We start from the raw sequence: 23,721 nt of genomic DNA on the forward strand, positions 1-23,721 counted from the left end.
GACGAGACTGTTTGATATGGAACTCTTCTTCCTTCTTCTTCTGGTCGTGCTGATGGCGATCGCGCTGGGGTCCGGCTTTCCGGTTGCCTTCGCGCTTCCCGGCTCGGCCATCCTGACCATCGGCATCGCCGCCGGAACGGGTTACCTCTTTGCCGGCGATACGGCTGCCTACTTCTCCCACGGCGGGCCGGGCCAATGGCTCAGCGCGGGCGTGACCAACTTCCGGGGAATTTACTGGGAGGCCGAACGCGACACGCTGATCGCCATTCCGCTCTTCGTCTTCATGGGCATCATGCTGCAGCGGTCGAAGATCGCCGAAGACCTGCTGGTCACCATGGCGCGGCTGTTCGGTCCGGTGCCCGGTGGCCTTGGTATCTCCGTGGTGTTCGTGGGCGCATTGCTGGCGGCAACCACCGGCATTGTCGGCGCCACCGTCGTCGCCATGGGCCTGATCTCGCTGCCGGCCATGCTGCGCAACAAGTACTCGGTGCCTCTGGCAACGGGGACGATCGCGGCCTCCGGTACGCTCGGCCAGATCATTCCGCCGTCGATCGTGCTCATCATCCTGGCCGACCAGCTCGCCAGCGCGGTCGATCAGGCCGGATCGCTGCGCCAAGCGCTCTACAAGTCGAGCACCGGCGAACTGTCGATGCCCTCGGACTATTCGGTGGTCTCCACCAGCGCCGGGGAAATGTTCCTGGGAGCGTTCCTGCCGGGTCTCGTCCTGGTGGGCCTCTACATGCTGTTCATTCTCGGCTTCGCGTTGCTCAACCCGAAAGCCGCACCGGCAGTGCATGAAGAAGGCACGTTCACGCGCCAGTTCGCGGTGAAGGTCCTGATCACGCTGGTGCCGCCGCTCGCCCTGATCTTCCTCGTTCTGGGGTCCATCATCGCAGGTGTCGCCACCGTCAACCAGGCCGGCGCCATCGGTGCCATCGGTGCCATGGTCATGGCCGGCTACCGCTTGCGGGACGGCAAAAGGGGTGCCTACACACCGGCAATCATCGCCATTCTGGCTTTGCTCGGCATTGCTCTGGTGGTCAGCTTCTATGGCGCGGTCAACATCAAGCTGATCCAGACAAGCGACGACGTCGTCGCCCTGGTGCTGGCGCTCATTGCCGTGTCGTTGCTCCTGATCGCGATCCTGTGGTCCGGCTGGCGGACACTGAAATTCGAAGACACCATGCGCGGCGTCATGGTGGAAACCGCGAAGACGACCGCACTTGTCTTCATCATCCTGCTCGGCGCGGCCATGCTGACGTCCGCCTTCCGCGCGTTTGGCGGGGAAGAGCTGGTGAAGAACTTCCTCCAGGGCCTGCCCGGCGGATTCTGGGCTCAGTTCCTGATCGTGATGCTGGTCATCTTCATCCTCGGCTTCTTCCTCGATTTCATCGAAATTGCCGTCGTGGTGGTGCCGATCGTCTCGCCGATCCTGCTGGCCGACCCGTCTGCCAACGTGACGGCGGTCTGGCTTGGCGTGATGATCGGTCTCAACATCCAGACATCGTTCCTGACGCCCCCCTTCGGCTTCGCGCTGTTCTATCTGCGCGGGGTCGCGCCGGCGGTCGTCAAAACGCTGGACATGTACAAGGGTGTCATAGCCTTCATCTGCCTGCAGCTGGTGGCGCTCGGCATCGTCGGGCTCTATCCGCAGCTGGTAAACTATCTGCCCAACCGCTCGTCGCTCCTGTCGGAAACGGCTCCGCCGCCGAAGAACCCGCGCCTGCAATACTGCATGGAAAACGTCGTCTATGAGGATTTCCAGCAGAATGGCAACAGGATCCTTTCCGCGATCCAGACGGTTCAGGACATCGACATGAGCTATCTGCCTGCGGACCTGCAGAAGGATGTCACAGAGGGTCTCGAAAAGGCCCGGGATGCTTTGCCGCAAATGCAGGCGATCCGGGAGGCGGAGGTTGCAGTTGCCGGAGCTTCTGGTGCCTACAAGCCGGTGCATGACGATGTGCGGGCGCTGGAGCGCGATGCGCGCCGGATCGACGAGCGTATCGAGGAACTCGAGGTCGTCGTCTCGCGGTCCAGTGAGCGGGGGATCTATACGGCAGCGCAGGGGGAACGGGCACAGGCCCGGATCGAGGTTCTGACCGCGCGGCGCGATGCATTGCTCGCCCAGATCCCGGCCGATTGGAAGGACACCTACGCAACATTTGCGAAGATCCAGAAGGCTGAAGACCAGGCGCGGCTGACCTACCGGCGAACCGTCGACCAGGCCTATGAGCCGATCGTCGAGCTGAAGGCGATCCTCAGTGGTGCGGACCTCATTGCCAGCTTCAAGCCGGAACTGGAGGCTCTGAAGGCGGAAATTCCGTCGCTGGAACCGAAGGCGGCAGAGGAAGCAATTTCCAACATGCGCTCCAAGGTGGGCGATGCGGAAGGCACCGGCGATATCCGCGAAGGTCTGAACGAAGCCCGCAAGATCATGCGCAGCCGTACACCGAACGCGGAAGAAGCTGTCGCGGAAATCGACAAGTCGATCGCAGCCCTCGACGCGGATCTCGCCTGGCGCGAGAAAGGCGCCGAGGAGATCCTGCCGAAGTTGGAAGCCTTTGACGCTGCGGTCGCGAACAATATCGGCCTCAGGGCGCAGGACCGGTTGCCGAAGGACATGGCGCTGAACGTCGCCGGATGCCTGTCGGATCATCGGGACATTTCCCTGAGCTTCTGACCGGCAGACACGCAAAAAAATGGAAGCGGGGGGAGAAATCCTCCCGCTTTTGTTTTTTCATCTCAGACCGGTTTTCCGGACGGGGCGCAGCGACGTTCCACTTGCGGAACCCTCGAGCCTCAACTCCACTTCACATCGCAGGCGAGCATGTAGCCCGAGCCGTAGATGGTGCGGATGTGGGCCGGGCCGTCCTTGCGGTTGAGCTTCTTGCGGATGCGGGAGATGCGCACGTCGATGGACCGGTCGAGGCTTTCGTCGCGGCCACCATGCTCCAGCAGATAGTCTCGGCTGAGAACGCGCTTGGGCGCGCGCAGCAGCGCTTCCAGCAGGGTTGCCTCGCCGGTCGAGAGGAACGTCTCCTCGCCTTCCGGGGAGATCAGGCAATGGGAAGCGGGCTGGTAGGTCCAGCCCTCGAAACGGGCGTTGTCGACGGTGGGCCTGGCCGGTGTCTGGTCAGTGGACCGGCGCAGGATGGAGCGGATCCTGGCGACGACTTCACGCGGGTCAAAAGGTTTGACCACATAATCGTCCGCGCCGAGTTCAAGCCCCATCACCCGGTCGGTGGAATGGCCGCGGGCCGACAGAACAATGATCGGCACGGAAGAGCGGCGGCGGATCTCGTTGATGAGAGCCATGCCCTCCATGTCGGGCAGGCCGAGATCGACAATGCAGGCATCCGGTGTCTCAAGGCCGAGCGCCGTCAGCATCTGCGAGGCGGTGGAGAAGACCTTGCCTTCCATGTCGAACTGGTGCAGGGCCTCAAGCAGCAGGTTGCCGATCTCCGGCTCGTCATCGACGATGAAAACCGTACGTTTGGCTGCCGGGTGAGAGCGAGACTGCAAAGCGCGTTCCTGTGGTTAGGTTTGAACGTCAGGACGGGTCGGGGTCGGGCGAAAGAATCTTCTGCAAAGTGTCGGCAAGTTGATCATCTGCAAAGGGTTTCGCCAAGACTGGAAATTCGCAACTGCGGTCCTGGTCGGCGAAGGTGGACCAATCGGCATAGCCGGACATCAGGGCGATGCCGAGGTCGTGCCGCCTGTCGCGGATTTCCCTTGCCAGCGTCAGCCCGTTGATCTGACCCGGCATGATGATATCGCTGAGGACGCCGCGCAGTTCCGGCAGGTCGAGAGCCAGTGCTCTCGCGTCCTCCGCGCTTTCCGCACGCAGCACCGCGTAGCCCAGGCTCTGCAACTGGTCGGTCACCGTGTTGGCGACGTCCGGGTCGTCCTCCACAAGAAGCAGCAACTCGCCGTGACCCCGCTTCACCGGGATTTCGCCGTCCTGCTCGGGCGCGGCGTGCAAGGATGCCGGCAGTTTGCGGTAGGGCAGGTACAGTGTCAGATAGGTGCCGACGCCAAGGGCACTGGAAATGTGGATCGCACCGCCCGATTGGCGGATAAAACCATAGACCATGGAAAGACCAAGGCCGCTGCCGGTGCCGAAGGACTTTGTGGTGAAGAAGGGTTCGAACACCCTGAGCTGCGTCTCCGCATCCATGCCGCCGCCGGTGTCGTTGACGACGATCCGGCCGTAACGGCCGGCCGGAATGCCGAGTTCGTCGGCCTCCCGGGAACCAAGTTCCGTATCGTCCAGGGCAAAGCTGAGCGTTCCGCCTTCCGGCATGGCATCGCGGGCATTGAAGGCAAGGTTGATCAGCGCCGTTTCCATCTGGGTCGGGTCGATGCAGGCGCCGACTTCCTCCTCAGGCAGGCGGAAGGTCAGCTTGACCGCGGCGGGCAGTGACCCTTCCAGCAGACGGCCCGCACTTGTGATCACCCGGCCAAGCGACACAGTCTGCGGATCGACCGCCTTGCCGCGGGAAAAGGCGAGCAGGCGCTGGATCAGGTCGGAGCCCCGTTTGGCGGCCTGCAGCATCGGTGTCAGCTTGCTGTCCAGGTCCAGCCTCTCAAGCGGTGTTTCCATGCGGCTGAGGGTGAGCAGATTGCCCATCAGGATGGCGAGCAGGTTGTTGAAGTCGTGGGCGAGGCCGCCAGTGAGCTTTCCGACCGCGTCCATCCGCTGCGACTGAACCAGGGCGGCTTCTGCGGCCTTCTGATCTGTGGCATCCAGCGACAGGACGAAGATGCCGAGCGTGCGGCCGTCCTTTGTCATGTCGGGGATGAGGGTGGAGCGCATATAGGCGGTAGTGCCGTCGGGGCGCTTGCGCTGATATTCGTAACTGACGGCGTTGCCTTCGAAAGCCCTGTTGATATGGGGCTCAAGCTCGGCGAAGAGCTCCTTGCCGACCACCTCCGGCGCAGGTCTTCCGGCGATCGAGGCCACGGACTGGCTGAACCAGTCCGCATAGCGGCGGTTGGCGAAGCGGAACACGGGCCCAGGCGAAAGATAGGCGATCAGCGCCGGAATGTTGTCGGTGACCAGCCGCAGCCAGTCTTCGGATTGCTGCAGGGCGCGGGTGCGTTCCTCCACCGTGCGCTCCAGCTTCTCCTGGCGCTGCCGGTCTTCGGTGACATCGGAATAGGTGGTGACGAAGCCGCCCTGCGGCAGCGGCGTGCCGGAAACGGCGATGACCTGGCCGTTCGGGCGGATGCGCTCGAAATAGTGCGGCTCGAACAGTTTCGCCCGTTCCAGACGGCGCAGGATCTTGCCTTCGATGTCGCCGGGACCGTATTCGCCGCGCTCGGCATTGACGCGCAGAAAGGCTTCCAGATGGGTGCCGCGCTGCGCCAGCTCCTGCGGGAAGTCGAGCATCTCCCAAAGGCCGCGATTCCACGCGACCAGCTTGAGATCCGCATCGAAGACGGAAAAGCCCTGGTTGATGTGGTCAAGCGCCGCCTGCATCAGATCAAGCTGGGTCTTAAGCTGCCGTGTTTCCTCCATAGGATGACATTAGTGCAAAAGACAGACGGGCTGAACCAGCTTTGCTTAGTCCGAAAGGGCAGCGAAGGTCTCCAGGCAGCAGGAGAGTGGCTTAGCGGTTCCGATGTCCGAGCTTTGCTTCCCTTGCCATCTCGGCACGCTTTTGCGCGTAGGCCGGAGCCACCATCGGATAATCCGGGTCGAGGCCCCATTTCCGCCGGTATTCGGCAGGTGTCATGTTGAACTTGGTCTTCAGGTGGCGGGTCAGAAATTTGAACTTCTTGCCGTCTTCCAGGCAGATGATGAAGTCGGCTGTCACCGACTGGCGGATAGGGACTGCGGGAACGAGGGGTTCCCGTTGAGCCGTAGGTCCGGCACTCGATGCGGTTTCCAGGGCACCGTGAACGTCCTGGATGAGATCGACCAGATCCTGTTTCGCTACCGGGTTGTTGGTCACGTATCTGGATACGATCCCCGCTGTAAGTGCCATCAGGTTCGGCGGTTCGAAGGATTCGCCTTCATCAAATTCAGCCATGGAGGATTCCTGTTGCGACTGTGACGGCTGGGTGAGCCCCGTTGGCGGGTGACGTCGAGGTGGGGCGGCGGATTTCCTGAAATAGATTTGTTCGATGACTTCAAAATTCAAGTAGCTAATAAAATTTGTGCAAATAAAATTTTAGAAGAGCGAAATTTGCTGCAACGCAGCGCGAGTGGCGGCTGGTCGGCTGCGGTTTTGACTGTTGATTTGAAGAAGAACGCGGTCACTGGGCGGGAAACTGGAAAAATCACGAAAAAAGCAAAGGAAATATAGACAAAAACGAAGTGACTATTTCTTGGAGAGTGATTCTATTGCTTGGCATTGTATTACACTGAACAGTGTAGTCACGACTTTTTTCATGTTGCATGAAGACAAGAGCAGAAATTCGGCGAAAATATCCGATAAGTATTTAAAGTATAAAAAAGGCAGTCCATATGGGGGCTTGGAATCCGGAGTTCAAGGGCAAAGTCGAAAAAGTGATAGTTTGTAAAAAAGGTAGGTTATTCAATGTGTTGCAAAAATGAGACTCGGTTTTCCAATGTTCGTTTCCGGTATTTTCCTGCTTGAACTACGGACCGCAACCTGTCTTTTTGGAATGGAGACGGCCAAATCAGTTTAAGTATTTTTCTGATAGTGGAAGTCTAATGGTTTGCGTAAGGGGTTTATCGCAAGTATTTGAAATGGCCTCTTTGCCTTCCGCCTGAATTTGAACCTGGAGTAATATGATGAAACTCAAGAGCTTGATGCTCGGCGCTGCAGCGGCTGCTGCTGCCACCACCGCCCAGGCTGCCGATCTTCCGGTCGCTCCGGAGCCGGTTGATTACGTTCGTGTCTGCGATGCTTATGGCGCTCGCTTCTACTACATCCCGGGCACCGAAACCTGCCTGCGCGTCGGCGGCCGTGTCCGTACCCAGTTCGTTGTGAACAACGTCCTGGACGACGGTGCATGGGGCAACCGTGACTCCGACGGCTATTCCTGGCTGTCTCGCGGCTATGTGTACCTCGATGCGCGCACCGCGACCGAATTCGGTACGCTGCGTGCCTACGTTTCCATGTACATGACCAACACCAACGGTGCGTCCTCCTCCACGCTGGAAAATGCCTACATCCAGTGGGGCGGCCTGACCGCCGGCCGTCTGACGTCGAACTTCGACATCAACACCGGTCAGGCTTTCATCGGTGTCGTCGATCGTGACTGGTCGGACGTGACCACCACCCAGATCGCCTACACCGCTGCCTTCGGCAACGGCCTGTCCGCAACGATCGCTCTGGAAGACCGTTCCAACCGTGAATATGGCGATTACGGCGGCACCCGTGCTCCGGACGTCGTTGCAGCTCTCGGCATCTCTCAGGGCTGGGGCTCCGCCAAGCTCTCCGGTGCCCTGCACCAGGTCTACCCGGATGTTGCCAACAACAACGCGACCGGTGGCGAAGATAACCTCGGCTGGGCGATCGGCGGTGGCGCAACCATCAACCTGCCGATGATCAACTCCGGTTCGAACATCTTCTTCCAGGGCTTCTACGGCGACGGCGCGCTGGCTTACGTCACCACCTACGACGGTGTGGCAGATTACAACGGCGATGACACCTCGACCGCCTACTCCCTGTCGGCTGGTGCCTACATCCAGGCAACTTCGACGATCGGTCTGGCGCTCGACGGCTCCTACCTCGACATCGACGCGGCACAGGGCCTGAACGACGTGACCCGCTATGCGGTTGACGGCTCCGTTCAGTGGGAACCTGTTTCCGGGTTCGTCATGGGCGCCGATGTGGGTTATGCTAACACCGATGTCGACACCGTTGGCGACACCGACGAGCTGAAGTTCGGCGTGCGTATGCAGCGCACGTTCTAATCAGCTCAAAGAGATCTGACTGCGAATTAGACCTCCAGTCAGTCACGCAGCCCGGCAGCCTCCAAACTGCCGGGCCGCCCCCGTTTCAGGGCCGGAACTCCTTACGGGTGGGATGGCACGGGCGCAATGCCCCAAGCGGGTCGAGGTCGAGCCGGGCAGCTGGGTGTCAGGCCGTTCTCAGTTCGCCGGCAAGCCAATCGGCAAAGATCCGTCCTGCAGGCGGAAGACCGGAAAAACTTGGGGTGACCAGCCAGTAGGCACCAGGTCCCGCCAGGCTAGCAAAGGCTGTCCTCAGCTCTCCCTTGTCGAGATACGGCCTTGCGAAGATCTCGTCGACCAGAGCAACACCCTGTCCGCTCAGGGCGGCCTGCAGGATCAGGCCCTGATGATCGTAGCGCTGTCCACGGTCGGGGCCATCATAGGAGACCCCCATCTTCGAGCACCAGAAGCGCCAGTCGCGCGCACCGATTTCGTGCAGCAAAGGCAGCCGGATGAGGTCTGCCGGACTGCGCAGGGGGTGATCCGCACCCGGCAAATGAGGCGACCAGACCGGGATCATGGTCAGGTCAAGAATGCGTCTGGCTTCCGTGTTTTTCCAGCTGCTTTGCGTTGCCGAGAAACGGATGGCCAGAACCGGTTCGTGCGGCCGGAATTCGATCGACCGGTCTTCCGTTTCGACCATCATCTCGACTTCGGGATTGGCAGCCTGAAAACCGGACAGGCGCGGCAGAAGCCAGCAGGTTGCAAAACCAGGCTCGACCGACAGCGAAAGGCCGCTTTGCCGGTGGTTGTCCGATAGGCTCTGCAGGCTCGTCTCGATGGTATCGAATGCACGGCTGAGGGTCGCCAGCAGTTCCGCGCCCGCAAAGGTCAACCGGACACCCTGGGCCATGCGCTCGAACAGTCTGACGCCAAGCCGTGTTTCCAGCTCACGCACCTGCCGGCTGATGGCCGCCTGTGACACGAAAAGCTCTTCCGCCGCCCGCGTGAAGCTCTGGTGGCGGCCGGCAGCTTCGAAACTGCGAAGCGCGGTGAGAGGAAGTCTGGAACGGGACACTCATAACCTCAGGTTGGTCTACCCGGCGAGATTAGTCGTTTGCGAAAAACCTGCAAGAGCGGTTTTCTTCGAGGAAATTCAATCCTTTTCACGAAGACGCACCCCGATGAGCGCAAAGAACGAAAAGCCGGGCATCGGCTTGGACGCCGCCGGCGAGAAGCCTGCGGTGTCGTTACATCCGATCCTTGAGATCCTCGATATCATCCTGGTCTCTGTCCGGATTGCGACGCTTCAGGCCGGATCGGTCGCGCGCCGGAAAACCGATCGGTCTTGACGTATCGGCGCATCTTGCAGGTGCTCTCACCGGACGCTCGCCGCTCTCGCGGACGGAGGGGCGGGAAATGGTTTTGCCGGTGAATAGGTCTTCCCTTCCGAGGGCCTCAAAAAATTAGCGACGTCAGATCGTTATCGGCTAACATTCCGGGAATGCCCAGGTCCGATTACAAAAGATCAAATCCGACGGTTCAGGACGTCGCCCGCGCGGCCAATGTTTCCACCGCTACTGTCAGCCGTGCGCTGACAGCGCCGGATAGGGTCTCCGATGAAACCCGCCGCCGGGTCTCCGAAGCGGTCGAGAAGACCGGTTATGTCATCAATCACGCTGCGCGCAATCTCCGCCGCAGGGACACGGGCACAATCGTTGCGCTGGTTCCCGATATCGGCAATTCGCACTTCTCGAATATCCTTCAGGGCATCGAGACGGTCTGCGCGGAAAGCAGCCTGAAAGTTCTGATCGCCGATACCAGAAAACCCACCATGTCGCGCTCGAACCTGAGCGACTATTTCAGCAAGAACAACTGCGACGGGATCGTGATCCTGGACGGGCATTTCTCAATCTCACGCATCCGCGCGTCGAACCCCAAATCGCCGCCGATCGTAACCGCCGGCGAATGGAGCGACGATCCGGCCGTGCCGATTGCCGTGGTGGACAACCTGCTGGGTGCCGAACTGGCGGTCTCGCATCTCCTCGGCCTGGGGCATCAAAAGATCGGCCATGTCACGGGGCTGCTCACGCACAGGGCGGGCCGGGACAGGCTTCAGGGCTTTCAGGCAACGCTGACCGGAGCCGGTATCGATCCGGCGGGTGCGTGGGTCCTCGAAGGCGACTACACGCTGGACGCCGGAAAAAATGCAGCCGAAGTCTGGATGACCCTGCCCGAGCGGCCTACCGCGGTTTTCTGCGCCAGCGACCGGACGGCCTTCGGCTTCATTTCCCGTTTGAGCGAAGCCGGGATTCGCGTGCCACAAGATGTCTCCGTGGTCGGATTTGACGATATCGACATTGCCGGTCATTTCGTGCCGCCCCTGACCACCGTTCATCAGCCCCGTCGGGCGGTCGGCGAACAGGCCGCCAGGCTGCTCTTGAACCTGCTTCAAGGGGCGCAGCCGGACGAAGGCAGCGTGCAACTGGAGCCCTGGCTGGTGGTGCGCAGAAGCGCGGCCAGTCCCGGTTCAGGGTAGAGCTTCGTCCATCCGGCAGTTTCCAGTGGTTCGATTCTGACATTTGCATCCCCCTGCTGCTAGCGCTGGAGCAAATGTCAGAATCATAAGAACCACTAGATAAATATATGATTCTAGTGGAGCTGTTGAATTTGACATTTGAGCATCAGCCTAGCCGCGAACGAGACTCAAATGTCAAATTCGCTCCACTAGCTCGCACAGCTTAGTGCGGCGACCGCTCCGCCCAGCTTGCAAAGATCTTCTCCAGCCCGACGACGATATAATAAAGGACGATGCCGAGCAGGGCCAAGGCGATCAGAACGGCGAACATGAGAGGGTAATCCGAATTCGTTTTGCCGCTGTCGAAAAGTGCGCCGAGGCCGCGGCCATGCGGGCTGACGATCTCCATCAGGTTGGTGCCGATGAAGGCGAGTGTCACCGACACTTTCAGTGCGCCGAAAAATTCAGGCAAGGTTTTAGGCAGGGCGATTTTCCAGAAGATCGTCGTCTGCGACGCGCCGAGGGCTCTCAGGATGTCGCGGTATTCCGGTTCGAGGGTGGAAAGCCCGATCGATACCGAGACGGCAATCGGGAAAAACGAAATCATGAAGGCGATCAGCACCGTGTTGAAGTCGTGCGCGCCGACGAACATCAATGCCACGATGGGGACCACCGTCGCCTTGGGAATGGCGTTGAAACCGACAAGCAGGGGGTAGAGCCCGTCCCGCATCGTGCGCGAGAACCCCATGATCATGCCGATGGCCGTGCCGACGACGACAGCCAGCAACAGGCCTGCGACCGTGCGCCAAAGCGTCTGCCAGCCCATCACCAGGAAGAGTTCCCAATACCGCGTATAGGCCGGCCACAGATCGCTGGGAGAGGCCATCTTGTAGTTGGGCCACCCGTTGAGCCAGACCAGAGCCTCCCAGAGCAGCAGGAATATCAGGATCGCAATCAGCGGAACGATTACTTTTTTAAGCCCTCCGGTCATGGTTTGGCCTCTTCCGGGGCGCGGCCCTGAGCGATTTCGATCTGGTGCCGCAGGATGGTCAGGCGTTCGGCTGCCTCTGCCGTATAGAGATCGTTCAGGTCGGGGGGCGCCGACCTGTCGATATTCATGAGGTATTGGGTGCGCGCCGGACGCCCGGAAAGCACGACAACCTGATCGCCCAGAAAGATCGCCTCGCGCAGATCGTGCGTGATCAAAACGCCCGTGAACGGTTCTTTTGCCTTCAACTCGTGCATGGTCTGCCAGAGATCCTCGCGCGTGAAGGCGTCGAGCGCTCCGAAAGGTTCGTCGAGGATCAGGACTTCGGGCTGGTGCACCAGGGCCCGGCAGAGGGAGGCACGTTGGCGCATGCCTCCGGACAGTTCCGAGGGGCGCTTGTCCTCAAAGCCTTCCAGGCCGACGAGCGACAGGAGATGGCGCGCCCGGTCGACCGCGGCTTTCCCCCGCAATCCGTTGGGAACGATCTCCAGCGGCAGCATGACGTTCTTCAGAATCGAGCGCCACTCGAGCAGCACCGGGTTCTGGAAGGCCATGCCGACGGTCGAGCGCGGGCCGCGAACCTGTTCGCCGTGAAGCCAGACTTCGCCCTCGTCCGGACGCATCAGGCCGGCAATCAGCCGGGTCAGTGTGGATTTGCCACAGCCTGACGGTCCGACAACGGCACAGAAGCCGCCTTCCTCCACCGATACGTCGAGACCGTCCAGCACGCGCAAGGGGCCAGACGCCGTTCGGAAGGCGTGGCGCACGCCTTTTATTTCAATCAAAGCTGTCATGTGAACCTTGGCGGTCGGAGGCGCGGCGGCCTCCGAGCCGATATTATTTCAGGGGGAAACCGCCTGCGGGAAGATAGGCGTCCGTGAAATAGAGGCTGGCGTCCGGTTCGTTCTGGAACGTATAGACGGTTCCGATCTGCTTGATGGCATTGGCCATGCGGTCCGCGTCTATGCCACCCATACCGTTTGCCGTCGTGTAGTCGGTGACGACGTTGGCGTCGATCGACAGTTGCAGGCGGCGCTGTTCAAGTTCCGCGTCGGCGGCGGGATTGCGCGCCAGGAGGGCGGGCATGACGGCTGCCGGATCGGCGATGGCGTCCTTCCAGCCCATGGCGACGGCCTCGAGGAAGCCCTTGATCACTTCCGGATTTGCAGCCGCGTAATCGGAATTCACAATCACCGCATTGCCGTAGAGATCGAGACCGTGATCGGCCATCAGGATGGTCGAGATGTCTTCCTCGGGCACGCCGAGGCGCACAAGGTTCAGATAGGAGCTGAACGAAAAACCGGTGATGGCGGACACGTTGCCTTCGGCGAGCATCGGTTCACGGGTCGGGAAGCCGACCGGTTCGACCTTGATATCATCCATGTTGAGGCCGTTCTCGGCCGCAAAAATCGGAAACTGCGCCCAGGCGCCGTCCGGTGGCGGAGCGCCGAGAACCTTGCCGGCAAGATCTTGCGGACCTTCGACGCCGAGGGACTTGCGGCCGATGACGGCAAAAGGCGGCTTGTCATAGATCATCATCGCGGCGATGACCGGTGCGCCCGGGTTCTGGTCGAGAAACTTGATCAGGCTGTTGATGTCGGCAAACCCGACCGGAAACGCGCCTGTCGCGACTTTCGGTATGGCGTCCAGGGAACCGGAGCCCGCGGTGATCTCGACGCTCAATCCCTTTTCGTCAAAATGGCCGTTGTCTATCGCGGCAAAATAGGGGGCGGCAGGGCCTTCAAATTTCCAGTCCAGAGCAAAGGGGACGGCAGTCTTCTCACTCGCGGTCGCGGCCGTGGTTCCGACTGCAATGAGCGCGGCCGCAACGATTTTGCTGTAGAGCATCAACATCTCCTGTTTCTCGGACTGGGCAGCCCGTGAGAGGGCCGTGCATTGTCGTACAAGCAGATCAGGTTAGTGATGGTTTCAGAGTTTTGCAAACTTTTTCAGCAGGTATAATTTTTGGGCAAAATGCGGCGGGCGAGAAAGGGCGGGAGCCCTTGTCCCGGGCGGTCTTTGCCGGACCGGCCGCATGCCGGTATCGCCTTGCTGTCTGCGGTTCGCCTGGAAAAGTCGGATGCCGGTTCTTCCGGAAGCCGGTCCTCGCCCCGGCGGTCGATCTCGCACCTGCAGCGCAATTGAAACAATTCGACATGATTGAAACATATTGCTGCAAATCGGCCATCCTAGCCTGCTTGTAACGGGCTTGGGGCAACCTGGCTGTTCGCCTTTAACAATTTACAGGTTGAAGGAACGGGCGGCAGGGCGTTTCATACCCGATAGGAACGACCCCGAACAATTGGGGCGCCTTCTAAAGGGAAGAGACAATCCATGGTAGGGTCGGCCAGCGCTTCGCCGCGCGAGGAGGACACCTTTCCGAAGATTCTTATGCACAATGCGAAGGTCTTCGGGTCCCGGACCGCGTTCCGGGAAAAGGACTTCGGGATCTGGCAAAGCTGGACCTGGTCCGAGGTGTCGGAAGAAATCCGCGCATTTTCCATCGGTCTGAAATCGCTTGGCCTGAAAGCCGGCGACAAGATCGCCATCGTCGGCGCCAACCGGCCACGGCTTTACTGGGCCATGGTCGCGGCGCAGGCCGTCGGGGCGGTGCCGGTACCGGTCTATGCCGACAGCGTTGCCGAGGAAATGGCCTTCGTGCTCGGTCATGCGGAAGTCACTTTCGCGGTGGTGGAAGACCAGGAGCAGGTCGACAAGCTCCTGTCCATGGCGGACGATGTTCCGAGCCTCAAGGAGATCGTCTACGACGAACAGCGCGGCCTTCGCGATTACGATCACACCCATCTGAATGCCTACGCGGCCATCCAGGACAAGGGCCGCGAGCTGATTGCCAGGACGCCGTCGCTCGCCGCCGACTGGGAAGCCGGTTTTGCCGGCGGCAAGGGTTCTGATATTGCCGTGATGCTCTATACGTCCGGCACCACCGGGCGGCCGAAGGGCGTGATGCTCTCCTTCGACAATCTCGTCATTTCCGCGCGCAACGGCAACGCCTTCGACCGTCTCGACGAGACCGAGGAAGTGCTCGCCTACCTGCCGATGGCCTGGATCGGCGACCACGTCTTCTCGCTGGCGCAGGCCTTTACTGCCGCTTACTGCGTCAACTGCCCGGAAAGCATGGACACGATCGATGTCGACCGGCGCGAAATCGCTCCGAGCTATTTCTTCGCCCCGCCGCGCGTCTTCGAGAACATGCTGACCATGATCATGGTGCGCATGGAGGATGCCGGCAAAGCCAAGCGGGCGATGTTCGACTATTTCATGGAGATCGCGCGCCAGGTCGGTGAAAAGATCCTCAACGGTGAACAGGTCGGGATAAAGGACCGGTTGCTCTACCGGATCGGCGAGTTGTGCGTTTACGGACCGCTGAAGAACCGCATGGGCCTGACGCGCATGAAGGTCGGATATACCGCCGGCGAGGCTATCGGGCCGGAAATCTTCCGTTTCTACCGCTCGCTCGGTCTGAACCTGAAGCAGCTCTACGGGCAGACGGAAGCCAGCGTCTATATCACCCTGCAGCCGGACGGCGAGATCTTTGGCGACACGGTCGGCAAGCCGGCGCCCGATGTCGAACTGAAGATCGCCGAGAGCGGTGAGGTGATGTACCGCTCGCCAGGCGTCTTTGTCGGCTATTTCAAGAACGATGAAGCAACCGCGAGCACCAAGACGTCCGACGGCTGGGTGCATACAGGGGACGCCGGCATCATAGCCGAGAACGGTCACCTGAAGATCATCGACCGGGCCAAGGATGTCGGCAAGCTCAACGACGGCTCGCTGTTTGCGCCGAAATATATCGAGAACAAGCTGAAGTTCTTCCCCAACATCAAGGAGGCGGTCGCCTTCGGTCACGAGAAGGACATGGTGGCGGTCTTCCTCAACATCGACCTGACCGCCGTGGGCTCCTGGGCCGAGCGCAACAACGTCAACTACGCTTCCTATCAGGAGCTCGCCTCGAACCAGGATGTCTACGCGATGATCGAGGGCCACGTGGACCAGGTGAACCGGGACCTTTCCCGCGAGCCAATGATGGCCGGGGCCCAGATCAAACGCTTCCTGATCCTGCACAAGGAACTAGATGCGGATGACGGTGAGCTGACCCGGACCCAGAAGGTCCGCCGCAGCTTCATCGCCGAGCGGTACGAGCCGCTGATCGAGGCACTCTACGACGGCTCGACCTCCAAGCATGTGCGTACGGAAGTCACCTACGAAGATGGCCGCAAGGGTGCGCTCGAGGCGACTGTCGAAATTCGGGACATGACGGTCCACGACGCCGGAAAGGGCATGCAGGAGGCCGCCGAATGAACGCCATTGTAAAGGAAAAGGTCATTGCTCCGGAGGCCGCGGCTGAAGTTGCGGAGCGCGAAGTTCTACTGAAGGTCGACAATGTGTCGCTGTCCTTCGGCGGCGTGAAGGCGATCACCGACATTTCCTTCGACATCCAGAAGGGCGAGATCCGCGCCATCATCGGCCCGAACGGTGCCGGCAAGACGTCGATGCTCAATGTCATCAACGGTTTCTACCACCCGCAGGAAGGCACGATCACCTGGCAGGGCAAGGTCCGCCGCAAGATGAAGCCCTACGAAGCTGCGAGCCAGGGCATCGCCCGCACATTCCAGAACGTTGCGCTCTTCAAGGGCATGACGACACTCGACAACATCATGTCCGGCCGATCCTTGAAGATGCACCGCAATTTCTTCTGGCAGCTCATGTGGCGGGGACCGGCGGAGCGCGAGGAAATCGAGCATCGCCGCAAGGTCGAGGACATCATCGACTTCCTGGAAATCCAGGCGATCCGCAAGACGCCGGTCGGCCGCCTGCCCTACGGGCTGCAGAAGCGGGTCGAGCTCGGCCGGGCGCTGGCCATGGAACCGGAACTCCTTCTCCTGGATGAGCCGATGGCTGGCATGAACCTGGAAGAGAAGGAAGACATGAGCCGGTTCATCATAGACGTGAACCAGGAATTCGGCACCACGATCGCGCTCATCGAGCATGACATGGGCGTCGTCATGGATCTCTCCGACCGGGTGGTCGTGCTCGACTACGGCAAGAAGATCGCCGACGGACCGCCTGAGGAAGTGCAGGCCAGCCAGGCCGTTATCGACGCTTATCTCGGCGTGAGCCACTAGGAGGGACGACCCATGCTCTACGACATTTTCATCGATCCCTTCGTGCAGATGTACGACATGCCGGACTTCTTCCTGCAGGTCCTGTGGGAAGGGTTCGTCGCGGGAATTCTCTACGCTCTGATCGCGCTCGGCTTCGTGCTGATCTTCAAGGCATCCGGTGTCTTCAACTTCGCGCAGGGCATCATGGTGGTGTTCGCCGGTCTGACGCTGGTGGGCCTGCACGAAAACGGAGTGCCCGCCTTCCTCGCCCTGATCCTGACCATCGGCGTGATGGGGATCCTGGCCTACGGGGTCGAGCGTGTGGTGATGCGGCCGCTGGTCAATCAGCCCGACATCATCCTGCTGATGGCGACCATCGGTCTGACGTATTTCCTGATCGGCTTTGGCGAGTTCGTCTTCGGCGGCGAGCCGAAACAGATGATCACCGAGGAGCTCGGCCTGCCGACCGGTTCGACAGCCTTCGAATTCGGCGACCGCGGGCTCGTCATCCTGCAGCATATCGATATTGCCGCTGCGGTGATTGCGGTGGTGATGGTGACGGCGCTCGGGATCTTCTTCAACAAGACCCGCATCGGCCGGGCGCTCCGGGCCGTCGCGGACGACCATCAGGCGGCACTCTCCGTCGGTATCTCGCTCAACCAGATCTGGGCAATCGTCTGGTTCGCCGCCGGCCTCGTGGCGCTGGCAACCGGCATCATGTGGGGGGCGCGGTCCGATGTGTCCTTCGCGCTGGAGATCGTTGCCTTCAAGGCCTTGCCGGTGCTGATCCTCGGCGGTTTCACCTCCATTCCGGGGGCGATCGTCGGCGGGCTGATCATCGGCTTCGGCGAGAAGATCGGCGAGCTTTACTGGGGTGGTCTGGTCGGCGGCGGGATCGAATCCTGGCTCGCCTATATCATCGCCCTGATCTTCCTTCTGTTCCGGCCGCAGGGTCTCTTCGGCGAACGCATCATCGAACGGATCTGAGCCCATGTTCTATCGTGAAGCTGGACAATTCAAAACGAGCTACAAGGCGGATCAGGCGCTGTTCCCGATCCTGCAGGACCGGGTCGGCCTGGCCGTCATTCTGGCGCTCGCCTTCATCGTCATTCCCCTTACGGCCAATGACTTCTTCCTGACCTCGATCATGATCCCGTTCCTGGTGTTCTCGCTGGCGGCCATCGGGCTCAACATCCTGACGGGGTTCTGCGGTCAGCTGTCGCTTGGCACGGGCGCCTTCATGGGGGTCGGCGCCTATGCGGCCTACAAGCTGACCACGCTCTTTCCGGATGCCAACGTCATCGTCATGGTGCTGCTGTCGGGTGTGTTTTCGGCCGCCATCGGTGCCGTGTTCGGACTGCCGAGCCTGCGAATCAAAGGGCTCTACCTGGCTGTGACCACGCTGGCGGCACAGTTCTTCCTGGAATGGTGTTTCATCCGCATTCCGTGGCTCTACAACTACAATGCCTCGGGTGCGATCGAAGTGCCGCGCCGTGAGGTCTTCGGCATCGTCGCCTCCGGCGCCGAAGCCACCCCGCTCGCCCGCTATTTCATCGTGCTCGGCATCACCACCCTGATCGCCTTCCTGATCGCCAACGTGCTGCGCGGGCGCATCGGCCGCGCCTGGATGATGATCCGCGACATGGACATCGCCGCCGAGCTGATGGGCGTGAAGCCGCTGCAGACCAAACTGATGGCGTTCGCGGTCTCGTCCTATATCTGCGGCGTTGCGGGGGCGATGATGGTGTTCTTCTGGCTGAACGCGGCTGAGCCCTCCTCCTACTCGATCCGGCTGTCTTTCCAGATCCTGTTCATGGTGATCCTGGGCGGGCTTGGAAGTCTTGGCGGTGCGTTCATGGGCGCGGCCTTCATCTGGATCCTGCCGGTGTTCCTGAAATTCGTTCCGGGGCTGCTCGGCTTCGACCTTGCCGCGGAAACAGTGCAGCACGCGACCTACATGATCGTCGGTGCGCTGATCATTTTCTTCCTGATCGTCGAGCCGCACGGCTTTGCCCGGCTCTGGCAGATCGCGAAGCAGAAGCTCAGGGTCTGGCCGTTCCCCTACTGAGGTAGGCCGGCCAGCCTTTTCACCCGCCATCCGGACATGGACCGATCCGGTGAGGAATGGCGCAACCGGTCCGGCGGTCACCGACAGGTGCCGCATGGGAGGAGAATATGAAAAGCATCAAGCAACTTGCGCTTGGAACCGCCGTTGCGCTTGGGGTCGGTCTTACCGGCGCCATGACAACCGCGGTTCAGGCCCAGGACACCAATTACGTGCCGCTCCTGACATACCGGACCGGTCCCTATGCCGGCTCAGGCATCCACATCGCCAACGGCATGCACGACTACCTGAAGATGCTCAACGAGCGCGACGGCGGCATTGGCGGCGTCAAGCTGGCTCTGGAAGAGTGCGAAACCGGCTACGACGCGCAAAAGGGCGTGGAGTGCTACGAAGCCACCAAGGGCAAGGGCGCGCTGGTCTATAACCCCTATTCCACCGGTATCACCCTGCAGCTGATCCCGAAGGCCGGTGTCGACAAGATTCCGGTCCTGTCCATGGGCTACGGCCTCTCGGCGGCGGCCGACGGCTCCACCTTCCCCTGGATCTTCAACGTGCCGGACACCTATTGGGACGGCGCTTCTGTCGTCATCAAATACATCGGTGAGCAGGAAGGTGGTCTCGACAACCTGAAGGGCAAGAAGATCGGCTATATCTTCCTCGACGCAGGTTACGGCCGCGAGCCGATCCCGCTTCTGGAGCAGCTGGCCGAGAAATACGGCTTTGAACTGTTGCAGTATCCGGTTCCGGGTGCGGAAATGCAGAACCAGTCCTCGCAGTGGCTGAACGTGCGCCGCGACCGTCCGGATTACATGGTCATGTGGGGCTGGGGCGCGATGAACCCGACCGCCGTCAAGGAAGCCGTCAAGATCCGCTTCCCGATGGACAAGTTCATCGGTGTCTGGTGGTCAGCCGGCGACGATGACGCGGCTGCCGGCGGCGAAGGCGCCAAGGGCTACAAGGCGATGAACTTCTCCGGTGTCGGCGCGGACTTCCCGGCGCTCGATGACATCAAGAAGCATGTCGTGGATGCAGGCCTGTCCACCACCGATGCGGAAACCATTGGCGGAACGCTCTACAACCGCGGCGTCCTGAACTCGGTGATCATTGCAGAAGGCATCAGGACCGCGCAGGAACTGACCGGCAAGAAGGTGATCACGGGCGAGGACATGCGTCTCGGCCTCGAAGCCCTGAATCTGGACGAAGCCCGTCTGGAAGAGCTGGGTCTCAAGGGCTTTGCCCATCCGATGAAGGTGACCTGCGAAGACCACGCCGGCAGCCATCCGGTGTTCATCCAGGAATGGGACGGCAAGAAGTGGCGCCAGGCCTCCGGCTGGATCGAGCCGATGACTGACGTCGTGCGCCCGCTCCTGGAAGCCGCTGCGGCCGAGTATGCGGAAAAGAACGCACCTTGGCCGGCACGCACCGAACCCTGCCCGAACTAAGCTGAGGCAGACCGCTCCGCCGCGCCTTCCCGCGCGGCGGAGTTCCCAGGGAGATGATGGAATGGCATTGCTGGATGTGGAACAGACAGGACCCGAGAGCGCTTCTGAAGCTGCCCGGACGATCCTGACGGTCAACAATATCGAGGTCATCTACGACCACGTGATCCTGGTATTGAAGGGCGTCTCGCTGACTGTGCCCCAGGGCGGGATCGTGGCCTTGCTCGGAGCCAACGGCGCGGGCAAGACAACGACACTGAAAGCGGTCTCGAACCTGCTGGGTGCGGAGCGCGGAGAGGTGACCAAGGGCAAGATCCTGTTCGGCGGTGAAGAGGTTCAGGCCCTGTCGCCCAATGATCTGGTCCGGCGCGGCTGCATCCAGGTGATGGAAGGCCGGCATTGTTTCGGACATCTCTCCATCGAAGAGAATCTGCTTACCGGTGCCTATACCCGCAAGGACGGACACAGCGCGGTGAAGGCGGACCTGGAAATGGTCTACAATTATTTCCCGCGCTTGCGCGAGCGGCGGAACAGCCAGGCGGGCTATACCTCCGGCGGCGAACAGCAGATGTGCGCCATTGGACGTGCGCTGATGAGCCGGCCGAAGATGATCCTGCTTGATGAACCCAGCATGGGTCTTGCGCCGCAGCTGGTGGAAGAGATTTTCGAGATCGTGCGCCAGCTCAACCAGAACGAAGGCGTGTCCTTCCTGCTGGCGGAGCAGAACACCAACGTGGCGCTCAAATACGCGACCTACGGCTACATCCTCGAATCCGGCCGCATCGTGCTGGACGGTGATGCCAAGGCGCTGCGCGAGAACGAAGACGTCAAGGAATTCTACCTGGGCGTCGGTGGCGAGGGCCGCCGGTCGTTCCGCAATGTCAAACACTATAAGCGAAGGAAGCGCTGGCTGGCCTGATCGGGGCAGAGCCCGGGGTCTTAACAGGCGGAGACGATCATGAGCGACACTGAGTTTGACGCGCGCGAGCGGCAGGACGCCGTTCAGCGTGAACGGGATCTTTTTGCCAGGTTGCCGGAGCTGCTGGCCCATGCCGCAGCCAAGGCCGAAGGCTGGGCCGCACATCTGGCCGGCCAGGATCTTGCTGCCGTCACCGACAGGGCCGCACTTGCCCGCCTGCCGGTGCTGCGCAAGTCGGACCTTCTTGAAAAACAAAGGGCAAAGCCGCCCTTCGGTGGCTTCCTAGCCGGTGATCTTTCGGGGGCCGCGCGTGTCTTCATGTCGCCGGGTCCGATCTGGGAACCCCAGGCCCCGGGTCTCGACCCGTGGAACGGTGCACGCAGTCTCCATGCAGCCGGTTTCCGCAAGGGCGATCTGGTGCTGAACGCCTTCTCCTATCACCTGACGCCAGGCGGTTTCATTCTTGACCAGGGCGCGATCGCGCTCGGCTGTACGGTGTTCCCGGCAGGGGTCGGCAACACCGACAGCCAGGTGGAGGCGATCGAGGTGCTGCGGCCGGCCGGTTTCGTCGGCACGCCGGACTATCTCAAGGTCCTCCTCGACCGGGGCCGGGAACAAGGGCGGGATGTCTCCTCCATCCGCAAGGCTCTTGTTTCCGGCGGGGCGCTGTTTCCGTCCCTGCGCGAGGAATACGAAGCGCAAGGTATCAGTGTCGGGCAGTGCTATGCGACCGCCGATCTTGGCGTCATCGCCTACGAGAGCGAGGCGAAGGACGGCATGGTGGTCAACGAGGACTATATCGTCGAGATCGTCCGCCCCGGTACCGGCGAACCGGTCGCCGACGGCGAAGTCGGAGAACTGGTCGTCACCAATTTCAACAGCCTCTATCCGCTGATCCGCTTTGCGACCGGCGACCTTTCACGGATCATTCCGGGCCAGTCGCCGTGCGGGCGCACCAACATGCGTCTCGCCGGCTGGATGGGCCGGGCGGACCAGCGCACCAAGGTCAAAGGCATGTTCGTCGATCCCGCCCAGATCGCCCAGATCGTCGCCGCGCATCCCGAAGTCAGCAAGGCACGCCTTGCCGTCAGCCGTGTCGGAGAAGCCGATGCGATGACCCTTTCGGTGGAAACGGAGGCAAAAGGCAACGGCCTGTCGGACAGGGTCGCGGCAACACTGCGCGAGGTTACGCACCTGAAAGGCGACGTTGTTCTGGTGACGCTGGGTGCGCTGCCCAACGACGGCAAGGTCATCGCGGACGAGCGGGAGTACGGGTGAGAGGTTTTTGAGATCAAAGCTGAGTGACGAGCAGCAAAATTTAACCTCATCCTGAGGAAGCGCGACAGCGTTGTCTCGAAGGATGGGCCGCTTGTTCTGGAGCAAGGTGCCCATCCTTCGAGACGGACCTGATGGTCCTCCTCAGGATGAGGTTGTTTGGGTAGTCCAAACTCCTTGCCACCTGTGATCTGCTCTCTGCCACCGGCGTATGATAAATGCCGCATTGGCCTCGAGGCCTGCTTGGACTATGTAAGGCGGCAGCTAGACAGAGAGTTCAGGATCTATCCCGCCGATGACCGTTCAACCGACCGCGCCGATCGCTGCCGACCAGGAAGCCGAGTTCAGGAAAGTGCAACTGCCGAAGGATCACCCTTCGGTCAAGAGTGGCAAGGTCGGCGTTCTCCTGGTCAATCTCGGCACGCCGGATGCGACGGATTACTGGCCGATGCGCCGCTATCTGAGGGAATTCCTCTCCGACAAGCGCGTGATCGAATGGCCCCGGGCGATCTGGTACCCGATCCTCTACGGCATCGTGCTGATGACCCGGCCCGGCAAGTCCGGCAAGGCCTATCAGGAAATCTGGAACCACGAAAAAAACGAATCTCCGCTGCGCACGATCACCCGAAGCCAGTCGGACAAGCTGGTGGAAATGTTCGGCGGCATGGATGGCCGCCTGAAGGTCGACTGGGCGATGCGCTACGGCCAACCGTCGATTCCGGACCGGCTGCAGGCACTGAAGGACGAGGGCTGCGACCGCATCCTGGTCTTTCCGCTCTATCCGCAATATTCGGCAACCACCACGGCAACGGTCAACGATGTCGTCTGCCGCACGCTTCTGAAAATGCGCTGGCAGCCGGCCATCCGCACCGTGCCGCCCTATCACGATGATCCGGTCTATGTGTCGGCATTGGCCAAGTCCGTCGAACGGCATCTGGAAAGCCTCGATTTCGAACCGGACGTGGTTCTGACTTCCTATCACGGCATTCCGCAGTCGTATTTCAAGAAGGGCGATCCCTATCACTGCCACTGCATGAAGACGACGCGGCTGATGCGAGAGGTGCTGGGTTGGAGTTCCGACAAGCTGCGCGTCACCTTTCAGTCGCGCTTCGGTCCGGAAGAATGGCTGCAGCCCTATACGGACAAGACGGTTGAACAACTGGCCAAGGACGGCGTCAGGAAGATTGCCGTCATGAACCCGGGTTTCGTCGCCGATTGCCTGGAAACGCTGGAGGAGATCGCCGGGGACGCCGGTGAGATTTTCGAGCATGCGGGCGGTGAACATTTCAGCCACATCCCCTGCCTCAATGACAGCGACCTCGGCATGGACGTGATCGCCCATGTCGTCCGGCGTGAGCTCGGCGGCTGGATCTGACGGCAGCGCCGGAACCTATCCAACGCTGTTTGTTCGGTTTACCTGAAAACCCTCGTAATTTTTCACGAGGCTTTCCATATTTCACGAGACCGTTTCACAACCGCCCTACACCGGGGAGTGGTCGGGCACAGTGCGTATCCCGGATG

20 protein-coding genes are annotated in these 23,721 nt (G+C 61.0%); 13 read left to right on the forward strand and 7 right to left on the reverse strand.

Going from position 1 to position 23,721, the window contains the following annotated elements:
- Positions 1-16 precede the first annotated feature (16 nt).
- Entirely contained in the window at positions 17-2,683 is a 2,667-nt protein-coding gene (locus ACX3M4_RS22255) for a TRAP transporter large permease (RefSeq protein ID WP_459355156.1), read from the forward strand.
- Between the two features lie 119 nt (positions 2,684-2,802).
- Here ACX3M4_RS22255 and ACX3M4_RS22260 read toward each other — a convergent pair whose 3' ends face one another.
- The 3 genes from ACX3M4_RS22260 to ACX3M4_RS22270 all read right to left on the reverse strand — a co-directional run bounded on the left by ACX3M4_RS22260 (position 2,803) and on the right by ACX3M4_RS22270 (position 6,038).
- Complete coding sequence (locus ACX3M4_RS22260; protein ID WP_459355157.1) at positions 2,803-3,525, reverse strand: response regulator transcription factor; 723 nt, start codon at positions 3,523-3,525, stop codon at positions 2,803-2,805.
- 28 nt (positions 3,526-3,553) lie between these two features.
- Entirely contained in the window at positions 3,554-5,524 is a 1,971-nt protein-coding gene (locus ACX3M4_RS22265) for a PAS-domain containing protein (RefSeq protein ID WP_459355158.1), read from the reverse strand.
- Positions 5,525-5,615: 91 nt separating this feature from the next.
- Positions 5,616-6,038 carry a Ros/MucR family transcriptional regulator gene (locus tag ACX3M4_RS22270; protein ID WP_459355159.1) on the reverse strand — a complete coding sequence of 141 codons (423 nt, stop codon included), beginning with the start codon at positions 6,036-6,038 and terminating at the stop codon, positions 5,616-5,618.
- 87 nt (positions 6,039-6,125) lie between these two features.
- Between ACX3M4_RS22270 and ACX3M4_RS22275 the strand changes: the two genes are divergently transcribed.
- Both ACX3M4_RS22275 and ACX3M4_RS22280 read left to right on the forward strand, forming a co-directional pair.
- On the forward strand, positions 6,126-6,314 hold the full coding sequence (locus tag ACX3M4_RS22275; protein ID WP_459355160.1) for a hypothetical protein: 189 nt from the start codon (positions 6,126-6,128) through the stop codon (positions 6,312-6,314).
- 452 nt (positions 6,315-6,766) lie between these two features.
- On the forward strand, positions 6,767-7,894 hold the full coding sequence (locus tag ACX3M4_RS22280; RefSeq protein ID WP_459355161.1) for a porin: 1,128 nt from the start codon (positions 6,767-6,769) through the stop codon (positions 7,892-7,894).
- Between the two features lie 166 nt (positions 7,895-8,060).
- Here the strand turns inward: ACX3M4_RS22280 and ACX3M4_RS22285 are convergent, their stop codons facing one another.
- Positions 8,061-8,951, reverse strand: a complete 891-nt coding sequence (locus ACX3M4_RS22285; RefSeq protein WP_459355162.1) for a LysR substrate-binding domain-containing protein — start codon at positions 8,949-8,951, stop codon at positions 8,061-8,063.
- Between the two features lie 106 nt (positions 8,952-9,057).
- On the opposite strand from ACX3M4_RS22285, the gene ACX3M4_RS22290 reads away from it, so the two are divergent.
- A complete protein-coding gene (locus ACX3M4_RS22290; protein WP_459355163.1) occupies positions 9,058-9,225 on the forward strand; it encodes a hypothetical protein in 168 nt (55 codons plus the stop codon).
- Positions 9,226-9,377: 152 nt separating this feature from the next.
- Positions 9,378-10,412 (forward strand): LacI family DNA-binding transcriptional regulator, encoded by a 1,035-nt coding sequence (locus ACX3M4_RS22295; RefSeq protein WP_459355164.1) that lies wholly within the window; start codon positions 9,378-9,380, stop codon positions 10,410-10,412.
- Positions 10,413-10,614: 202 nt separating this feature from the next.
- Here ACX3M4_RS22295 and ACX3M4_RS22300 read toward each other — a convergent pair whose 3' ends face one another.
- The 3 genes from ACX3M4_RS22300 to ACX3M4_RS22310 are packed head-to-tail and all read right to left on the reverse strand — an operon-like array spanning position 10,615 to position 13,227.
- Entirely contained in the window at positions 10,615-11,382 is a 768-nt protein-coding gene (locus ACX3M4_RS22300; protein WP_459355165.1) for an ABC transporter permease, read from the reverse strand.
- Positions 11,379-12,173 carry an ABC transporter ATP-binding protein gene (locus ACX3M4_RS22305; RefSeq protein ID WP_459355166.1) on the reverse strand — a complete coding sequence of 265 codons (795 nt, stop codon included), beginning with the start codon at positions 12,171-12,173 and terminating at the stop codon, positions 11,379-11,381. Before ACX3M4_RS22305 ends, ACX3M4_RS22300 begins: the two co-directional genes overlap by 4 nt.
- A gap of 43 nt (positions 12,174-12,216) precedes the next feature.
- Positions 12,217-13,227 (reverse strand): ABC transporter substrate-binding protein, encoded by a 1,011-nt coding sequence (locus tag ACX3M4_RS22310; RefSeq protein ID WP_459355167.1) that lies wholly within the window; start codon positions 13,225-13,227, stop codon positions 12,217-12,219.
- A 543-nt stretch (positions 13,228-13,770) separates the two neighbouring features.
- Between ACX3M4_RS22310 and ACX3M4_RS22315 the strand changes: the two genes are divergently transcribed.
- The 8 genes from ACX3M4_RS22315 (at position 13,771) to hemH (ending at position 23,575) form a co-directional block, all read left to right on the forward strand.
- A complete protein-coding gene (locus tag ACX3M4_RS22315; RefSeq protein ID WP_459355168.1) occupies positions 13,771-15,699 on the forward strand; it encodes an AMP-binding protein in 1,929 nt (642 codons plus the stop codon).
- Complete coding sequence (locus ACX3M4_RS22320) at positions 15,696-16,523, forward strand: ABC transporter ATP-binding protein (protein WP_459355169.1); 828 nt, start codon at positions 15,696-15,698, stop codon at positions 16,521-16,523. The genes ACX3M4_RS22315 and ACX3M4_RS22320 overlap by 4 nt, the downstream gene beginning before the upstream one ends.
- 12 nt (positions 16,524-16,535) lie before the next feature.
- Positions 16,536-17,489: a branched-chain amino acid ABC transporter permease gene (locus ACX3M4_RS22325; protein WP_459355170.1), complete on the forward strand. Its 954-nt coding sequence runs from the start codon at positions 16,536-16,538 to the stop codon at positions 17,487-17,489.
- 4 nt (positions 17,490-17,493) lie between these two features.
- Positions 17,494-18,570, forward strand: a complete 1,077-nt coding sequence (locus ACX3M4_RS22330) for a branched-chain amino acid ABC transporter permease (RefSeq protein WP_459355171.1) — start codon at positions 17,494-17,496, stop codon at positions 18,568-18,570.
- Positions 18,571-18,677: 107 nt separating this feature from the next.
- Positions 18,678-20,009 carry an ABC transporter substrate-binding protein gene (locus ACX3M4_RS22335; protein WP_459355172.1) on the forward strand — a complete coding sequence of 444 codons (1,332 nt, stop codon included), beginning with the start codon at positions 18,678-18,680 and terminating at the stop codon, positions 20,007-20,009.
- A 61-nt stretch (positions 20,010-20,070) separates the two neighbouring features.
- Positions 20,071-20,925, forward strand: a complete 855-nt coding sequence (locus ACX3M4_RS22340; protein WP_459355173.1) for an ABC transporter ATP-binding protein — start codon at positions 20,071-20,073, stop codon at positions 20,923-20,925.
- A gap of 39 nt (positions 20,926-20,964) precedes the next feature.
- Positions 20,965-22,203, forward strand: a complete 1,239-nt coding sequence (locus tag ACX3M4_RS22345) for a phenylacetate--CoA ligase family protein (RefSeq protein WP_459355174.1) — start codon at positions 20,965-20,967, stop codon at positions 22,201-22,203.
- A gap of 292 nt (positions 22,204-22,495) precedes the next feature.
- Positions 22,496-23,575, forward strand: coding sequence for a ferrochelatase (gene hemH / locus ACX3M4_RS22350; RefSeq protein WP_459355175.1), 1,080 nt, complete (start codon positions 22,496-22,498; stop codon positions 23,573-23,575).
- The last annotated feature ends 146 nt before the right edge of the window (positions 23,576-23,721 follow it).

The sequence above is a fragment of the Roseibium sp. M-1 genome (genome assembly GCF_054515675.1).